Annotated in this window: 4 protein-coding genes; 1 reads left to right on the top strand and 3 read right to left on the bottom strand. The window is 37.7% G+C overall.

What is annotated here, in order from left to right; genetic code table 11:
• Window positions 1-292: 292 nt before the first annotated feature.
• Window positions 293-1516 carry a site-specific integrase gene (locus tag BV214_RS14490; protein ID WP_086478228.1) on the top strand — a complete coding sequence of 408 codons (1224 nt, stop codon included), beginning with the start codon at window positions 293-295 and terminating at the stop codon, window positions 1514-1516.
• A gap of 290 nt (window positions 1517-1806) precedes the next feature.
• Here the strand turns inward: BV214_RS14490 and BV214_RS14480 are convergent, their stop codons facing one another.
• The 3 genes from BV214_RS14480 to BV214_RS14470 are packed head-to-tail and all read right to left on the bottom strand — an operon-like array spanning window position 1807 to window position 8071.
• Window positions 1807-2751 (bottom strand): BT_3987 domain-containing protein, encoded by a 945-nt coding sequence (locus BV214_RS14480; RefSeq protein WP_086478226.1) that lies wholly within the window; start codon window positions 2749-2751, stop codon window positions 1807-1809.
• A gap of 34 nt (window positions 2752-2785) precedes the next feature.
• Window positions 2786-4621 (bottom strand): RagB/SusD family nutrient uptake outer membrane protein, encoded by a 1836-nt coding sequence (locus tag BV214_RS14475; RefSeq protein WP_086478225.1) that lies wholly within the window; start codon window positions 4619-4621, stop codon window positions 2786-2788.
• 6 nt (window positions 4622-4627) lie between these two features.
• A complete protein-coding gene (locus BV214_RS14470; protein ID WP_217868793.1) occupies window positions 4628-8071 on the bottom strand; it encodes a TonB-dependent receptor in 3444 nt (1147 codons plus the stop codon).
• Window positions 8072-8129: the final 58 nt, after the last annotated feature.

The raw sequence follows: 8129 nt of genomic DNA, 5'->3' as shown, positions 1-8129 counted from the left end.
GTGGACTTTCACCACCTAGCGAATTACCATGCACGGCACACAACGAAAAAAGCCGACTCTTAAAAGTCGGCTTTCCCTTTGTGCAGGCGGAGAGACTCGAACTCTCACACCTCGCGGCACTAGATCCTAAGTTTTCAAATACATGACCCTAAAAACACTTATATGGCTGTATTTCAGTGTTTTACAAAATTTCAAAAACCATATTAGACCATATAAAACCATATAAAACCGCCAATTGTTTTAACATTGTTTTACCACTTTTTTGTATCTTTAACTAAATTGTAAAGAACAAATGGCAACCGTTAAGGCATTACTTTGGAAAAGAAAAAACAAAGCAGGTGAGTGTACAATTGCCATCCGGATTACCAAAAATAGAAAATCCACTTATATACATACGGGCCAAAAAATCAAACCTCATGACTGGGATGAAGTAACGAGTCAAGTTAAAAAAAGTCACCCCAACTCCAAACGCTTAAACAATTTCATCGCTTCCAAAATTATAGAAGCTAATAAATCTTTATTGGAAATTGAGACTGAAAGCAACAATAATATCCAAATTGCCGACATTAAAAGAACCATATCAGGTAAACACAAAAGCCACTCCTTTTACGAATTTACAGAATTTTACTTTCAAGAACTGGGACGAAATAAAAAGTATTCCAGAATCAATGCAGAACGTCCCCTACTCAATAGGATTAAGAGATATCCAAAGGCCAAGAACTTAACCTTCGAAGCTATAACACCACAATTCCTACGAGGTTTCATATCTTATTTACGAAGCAGTAAAAACAACATTGGAGAAAGAACCATCGTCAATAACCTGATTTTTATCAGAACCTTATACAATAGAGCGACCCACCAAAACTTGATTTCCAAGGATCTTTATCCTTTTGGTAATTCCGAAGGCAAAATAAAGATTAGAATCCCAAAATCCATAAAGATTGGCTTAACCGCGGAGGAAATTACAATTTTGGAAACCCTGGACCTTTCCGATGACCCCAAGCAGCACCACGCACGAAATGTGTTTCTTTTTAGTTTTTACCTTGCAGGAATGCGAGTTGCTGATGCCCTTAAAATGAAATGGGCAAACGTACAGGGAGAGCGAATATATTATACGATGAGCAAAAATCATAAAAACCTATCGCTTAAAATTCACAACAAGCTTCAAAAAATATTGGATGAGTACCACCCGAACAAAACTTCAGAAAAAGATTATATATTTCCCGAATTAAAAAGTGCTACTAATGACCCAAAGGATATCCTGAGATTGACTAAAATAGGAAACAAAAAACTCAACAGATGCTTGCGACAAATTGCCCATAGGGCTGATATCACCAAAAAACTTACCATGCACGTTGCTCGTCATTCCTTTGGCAATATCTCAGGGGACCGAATTCCGCTACAGGTGCTTCAGAAACTATATAATCATTCCGACATTAAGACCACCATAGAATATCAGCAGAATTTCATCAACAAAGACTTGGACGAGGCTCTGGATTTAGTAATAGGGGCTTGATTTACATCCCTTCAGTTTGATACTCCTAATTGAAAAGGAGTTGTTAAGAGCTATTCCAGCAAATATTTGGCTGATGAAAAAATATTGAATTTACAATCCGATATAATAGTAATTTTATCAGAGGCAGCTAAAGCGGAGATAGGCGTTGATGAAGACCAACCTCTTAGAAATAACCTCCCTTACGACTGGAATGGTCTGGGGCCCAAACGAGCCCCTAAACCAAAATTAATCCAAAAGTCAAAATGCCTCGAAAAACTTTCAACTGTCCGATGAAATCGTAACTATTGCAACTATTCAATTCCAAAAACCTGTACTTCGGCTAAAGATAAATTGGTTGTACCTGTTAATTGTACCCTAATATATCTACCTGTCCTACTTACTGGAATTGCTGTTTCATAACCGGCTACTCCTTCATGAAAAAAGCTATAGACATCATCTTGCAATAAAATATCAGCTACAGAATCTGATTCAAAAGGATCGTCTGAAACGAACACATAAAAATCAACCAATCTATCTCCACAGCAATCTTGTCTATTGAATAATTTTATCTCTTGGATAAATGGAGAAATATTACCTAAATCAACCTGCAACCATTCCTCACCACTACCCCCAGTATGCGTAACAGATCCATCTCCCCACTGTCCACTAGTATTACCGTCTACAGCTCTAGAACTAACCCCCCCAGCGATTGTGCTAGATTGAGTTGTTAATTTACCTAAAGCTATATTAGGAGGTAATCCGCTCTTTAAAACGAAGTACTTTACGTTCATTGCCTTGTTAAGTTCAATTTTATCACTACTAACCTTCTTTATTTCGACCGGTAATAAATAAATTTGATCTTGATCCAATCCTGGGGTACTAATACTAATTTTTAAAGTGTCAGAAGATTTTTCATTCTTTTTAATCTTCGCTGTAGTACCACTAAAAGTTAGATTCTCTGCAGGGAAAGGCGCATAGTCTGTACCGTTATTTTCATTGAACGTATCGATTAACTCCTTGCTATAAGCTATTTCCACATCAATATCCTCCTTCGCTTCTTTATATAAGGCTATGGAAATCTCTTTTTCGGATGGAAAATCCATAAATAGAATATTAAAATCTTCAGTCTCCCCAAAATTTGGAGATATAAATATTCCATTTTGATTAAAACTAGCCAATTCCTCTTCTTCACATCCTAGATGCAGAAATGCCATTAATAACATTAAGGTTTGAAGCACTATAGTATATTTTTTCATTTTTTATTTTTTTAATTCATTCTAATTTAAACGACTACCATCCAGGGTTTTGGATTAGTTTTTCGCTCTTCTGAATTTCATCAAGAGGGATAGGGTATAAATACATTGCTTTATCCCATGCTCTGGTCTCGTAAGGGGTTCTCTTATAAAAACTCATTTCATCCGAGGCATTCATATTCATGCCATAAAAGGTTCCCCCCTGGCCTCCTTCACCAACTTGGTTATCTGCAATCATCCATCTTCGCACATCAAAATACCGCTGACCTTCTGTTGCCAACTCAACCCTCATTTCTCTTTGAATGGCTTCACGTTGTTTATCTTGATCTCCAACAATATTGGCCTTCACATCTATCAGTTTAGGAATACCTGCACGGTCTCTCACTTTATCAACATACTCAATAACTCTAGGATCTGACGGATTTACCTCATTGAGGGCTTCGGCAAATAATAATTGAAACTCTGCCAATCTAAATATAAATGATGGGCGATATTCTGATTGCGGATTGCTACCAGAGTTATATATTTCCCGACTTATGCGTTTATATAACAAATAGCCCGACCATGGATAGTCGGCGGAAGTATTTCCATTTCCACTACCACTAAAAAATTGAATAGAATTATTACTTATATGCCAGTTTCTATTTTGATAAAATACCGTTTGATAAAAACGCGGCTCCCTATTGATCCACATCTTATATATACCTTCCCCAGCTTGTCCAGAAAGGTCTTCTCCAGGCCCTGAAATCCCCTCTTCACTATATAGCGGAGAGTCTTCTATAGTTAATCCATCTATCATAAAAAAGTCATCTACCAACTCTTGAGTGACCGCAATGTTTGCAAAACCACCTCTTTCTGTACGTGGCGTTGCTCTTCTATCTACACCTTCACCCCAAAGTGCTCCCCAGCTCGCATTGGGATTAGCCCAAATCACTTCCTTATTGATTCCCCTAAATAGATTATATAAAGAGGCGTGAGGATCATAATCTCCGTTATCATCATATTCCTTATATAACTCATAATTGCCAGCTTCGGCAAAATCAATGAAATCTTGCATAGCGTCTAACGCTTTTTGCCACTTTGTGGGATCGTTCTCTGGAAATAGCTTCTCTCCATCCATGTCCGTAATCTCTAAAGCTTCTGCGTATCCTCCATTTAAAAGAGGACTCGCAGCGTACATCCACATTCTACCTCTGACTGCCAAGGCAACCCCTTTTGTAGGTAATGCAAGAAAATCCTCTTTTGTCTCTATAGAATTCAACTGATCCGACACTTCCAACAATTCCTGGTCTAAAAATGTCACTACCTCATCCACCGAATTACGCGCAAAATCCAAATCAGTAGATAATGGATCTATGCTGGTATCCATAATTGGAATAGGTCCATACAACTCAAATAACAGATAGTGATAGTAAGCTCGTAAAAATCTAGCTTGTGCTCTAAGCTCTGCAAGTTCATTTTGATCAATATAATCTGCCAAACCACTTTGCGGAATCACTTTAGCGTTTTCAAGAAATAAATTAGCCTGTCTAATTAATTGATAAAGAAGATTCCATCTATGAAAAGGCGCATTGGCTTGGTTATAACCATTGGTAGTAGTATTCCTCAAAGGACCTTGCGCCATTTTAAGTTCATCCGAAGCTCCTGCCCAAGGGTTATCTAGGCCACCAATACCGATAATCATGTTGGAGGAATTTGGAATCCCTGTAAAGATATTTCGATGAAATTCTCTTACTTGAGAAGGGTTATTAAAAATTTCCTCCATTGTCTGTTCGCCCGCAAGTTCATCTGAAACATTCAAAAAGTCTTTGCTACAGGAGAATAGAAGCAGTACGCCAAAAAATGCGGTGAATAATTTTATATAGTTTTTCATTGTCTTTTAAAATTTTAAATCCAATCCAAATGTTACGTTCCTCGGTATAGGGTAATTCATTCCAGCATTAGCATTTCCAATTTCTGGGTCCCAAAATTTAACATCATCCCAAACGTGTAAATTAGTACCCATCACATAAAACCTGGCACTTCTTATTTTAAGTCTATCAACTAAATTTTCATTAAGCTGCCAACCTATTTCTACATTTTTCAATCTTAGAAAGCTAGCATCTCTTAACCACCATGTGCTTGGCACACTATTGTGGTAGAAATTACTTGTTCTTAATCTTGGAAACAATACATCCTGGCTAGGATTATCCGGACTCCATCTGTCCATGGCTATTGTTCTTAACGAGGTTTCTTCTACCCCCCAAGCGAACGGGAAAAAACCTTGACCATTTTGACCTCCCAGTACCGTTGAAACACTTCCTGCACCTTGAAAGAAGACATTCACATAAAAATTCCTATAGTCCACGTTTAACCCAACTCCGTATACCAATTCTGGAACAGAAGGTTTGGCGATATCACGAGACTGATCAAATTGATTAATAACGCCATCATTATTTAGATCCTTATATTTAATATCTCCAGGTCTAAGGTTAGCTCCAAGTGTAGATACGGGCAAGCCTTCTTTTAGTTCATATACGTTATTACCATTAACGTCGGTAGATATATCAAAATCAGAATCTTCATAAAGTCCTTCTGCCACATAAATGCTATTAATGTTAAGGCTTGTTCCAGTAATGTTCATCCAATCATACAACTGCGGAACTTCATCATATTCAATAATCTTGTTCTTCGCATAGGTTATATTCCCCCTTACAGCTACAGATAGGTCATTAAAATTTTCTCGAATATTCAAACTTCCGTCAAAACCTTTATTGGAAACTTTCCCGAAATTCTGCCAAGGAGCTTGTCTAAATCCCGCTGCAGCAGAAACGGTTCTTCTTTGTAGAAGGATATTGTATCTCTCATTGTCGAAATAATTCACGGATAAGTTAATCCTATTAGAAAATAAATCAATATCCAAACCGTAGTTAACTTTATTTTCAATTTCCCATGACAATGCAGGTGAAGCAAATCTACCTTCTACTAATCCTCCTATTCCATTTTGACCGCCGCTACCTCCAATTCCGATTGGATAACCAGGCGCCCCGTTAAAGGCCCCCCTATATAGGAATCGTTCTCCTCCTGTCTGATCATTTCCAGTCCGACCAAGAGACGCCCTCAATTTAAGTCCTGAAATAACATCCTCTATTTTCCCCTTAAAAAATGGTTCCTTATCAATTACCCAAGCGGCACCAACAGCAGGGAAAAATCCAAATCGATGCCCTTCAGCAAATGATTCACTCCCAGTAAGTCCAAAGTTAACTTCAAGAGAATATTTCCTATCGTACATATAAGTAGCTCTACCAACATAAGCTTGCTTCCTGAATGCTAAAGCTTGATCGTGATGCTGTTTCTCTTTTTGATAATAAAGCACCATTCCACCTACGTCATGAGTTTCATTAAATACTCTACTATAGTTAATGGAGGATTCCAAATAAATATTCTTAAATCCGCTATTGCTTTCAGTAGGCTCACCAAACGGCTGTTCATTAATTACTTGATCATAAATTAATTCGCCGTTTCCGTCCCTACCTCTCGTGACAAACTGGGCTGGTGTCTTTAATCTTCTTGACCCATACTGAGAATAGGAATCATAGCTCACTACCCCCCTTACATTTAACCCTTCGGTAAGAATTCCTAAATCTTGTTCTATAGCTACTTTAGATTGAATCCCTGTTCTCCACTCTTTGGCATACCCGGACTCCATTAATAAGTTATATGGATTTACTCTATTTCCACTTGGCCTTGGATGTGAAGCGTTTACGCCATCCGGAAAAACCATGGGAAACAAATTTGGAGGAGCAATTGTCATTCGCTGAAAAATCTGTGAAGTTCCTACTCCTGGAAAGTTTGTTTCCATATATTGACCACTCAAGTCAACGGTTAGCAAAGTGGTAGGAGTAACATCAAAATCAACATTACTTCTTAAGTTATATCTATTCAACCCAATATTATTGTTATAATCTGCAACGGGGTTTTGCTTAAAAATTCCACTTTCATTGTAAAATGAGCTAGAGATAAAGAATTTTGCGCGGTCACCTCCTCCTCTAAAGTTTAGTAAGTGTCGAGTATTATTGGTTGTTTTACTCAATAAATCTAACCACTGAACATCTGGATATAGGTAAGGATCTTGGCCTGAAGCATATCTACCTATTAATTCTTGACTATAGGATGGAACTCTCCCTTCATTTATAAGCGCTTCATTATAGGAATGCATAAAATCTACTGACCCAACAAATTCGGGCAAACGTGTAGGTTCCGAAATTCCATATTCTCCTCTATAAGATATGACGGTCTTCTGATTTTTCCCTCGTTTAGAAGTAATCAAAATAACTCCATTAGCTCCTTCTGCACCATAAACAGCAGTAGCAGCTGCATCCTTTAGCAAGGTAAAAGATTCAATAGCATCTGGGTCAATATCATTCATAGACCTGGGGATACCATCCACCAATACCAAGGGCTGTGTTCCACCTGCAAAGGAACTTACTCCTCGTATCCAAAATTCAGAGTTATCATAACCTGGTTCTCCCGATCGCTGAATTGCAATCAACCCAGGAATTCTACCCGCAATATTATTGGTTAAATTCCTAGTTGGCATTCTTATATCCGCTCCCTTAACGGTACTCACAGCACTAACCACACTTTCCTCCTTTTGCTTCCCAAAACCTACTACAACCACACCTTCCAAACCTGCAGCTGATTCTTCTAGAGTAATTGTAAATTCGGTTTTGGAGCCAACAACAATTTCTTTTGTGGCATAACCTATATAAGAAGCAATCAATACAGGTTTTTCACTGGTAAGGGTAATGGTGAAGTTCCCATCAAAATCGGTTTGCGTTCCATTTGTGGTTCCTTTCTCCAAAATATTAGCTCCAGGAAGTGGAGCTCCGGTTTCATCCAATACAACCCCTGTTACCACATACTTTTGTTGGGATAAATTCTCTAAGATCGAGTTTGTCTGGTCGGAATTTTGTTTTTTGTGAATGGTAACCTGTCTACCATCAATTTCATAGCTTATATCTGTATTAAAAAATGCTTTATTTAGAATAGTAGTCAGTTCTGAATTTTTAAAATTCAGTGATATTAACTTCTCCTCATTCAATACTTCATCTTTATAAAAAAAGATATACTCGCTATTGTCCTGAATTTCCTTTATCAGTTCTTTTAGTGAAACTTTTTCTACGTTGATGTCTATTTTCACTTGGGAGTATGAAGGATTGGCGTAAACAGAGCACAAGCCCAAACTTATCAGTAATAGAAAAACCCTCATAATGATGCTAAGTATGCCGCATTTCACAGTATTTTTTACTCGCTGTGGAATGCGACTGAAATTTTTATTCATAATTTTGTTTTATGTTAGTTAATGTTGCCCGGTCAAGGCAATGTTGGTTTTACTGCCA

This window comes from Arenibacter amylolyticus (genome assembly GCF_002150785.1).
Classification (GTDB): domain Bacteria; phylum Bacteroidota; class Bacteroidia; order Flavobacteriales; family Flavobacteriaceae; genus Arenibacter; species Arenibacter amylolyticus.
The sequence above is the reverse complement of the archived record's forward strand: the minus strand, read 5'-3'. Positions and strand labels throughout refer to the sequence as shown.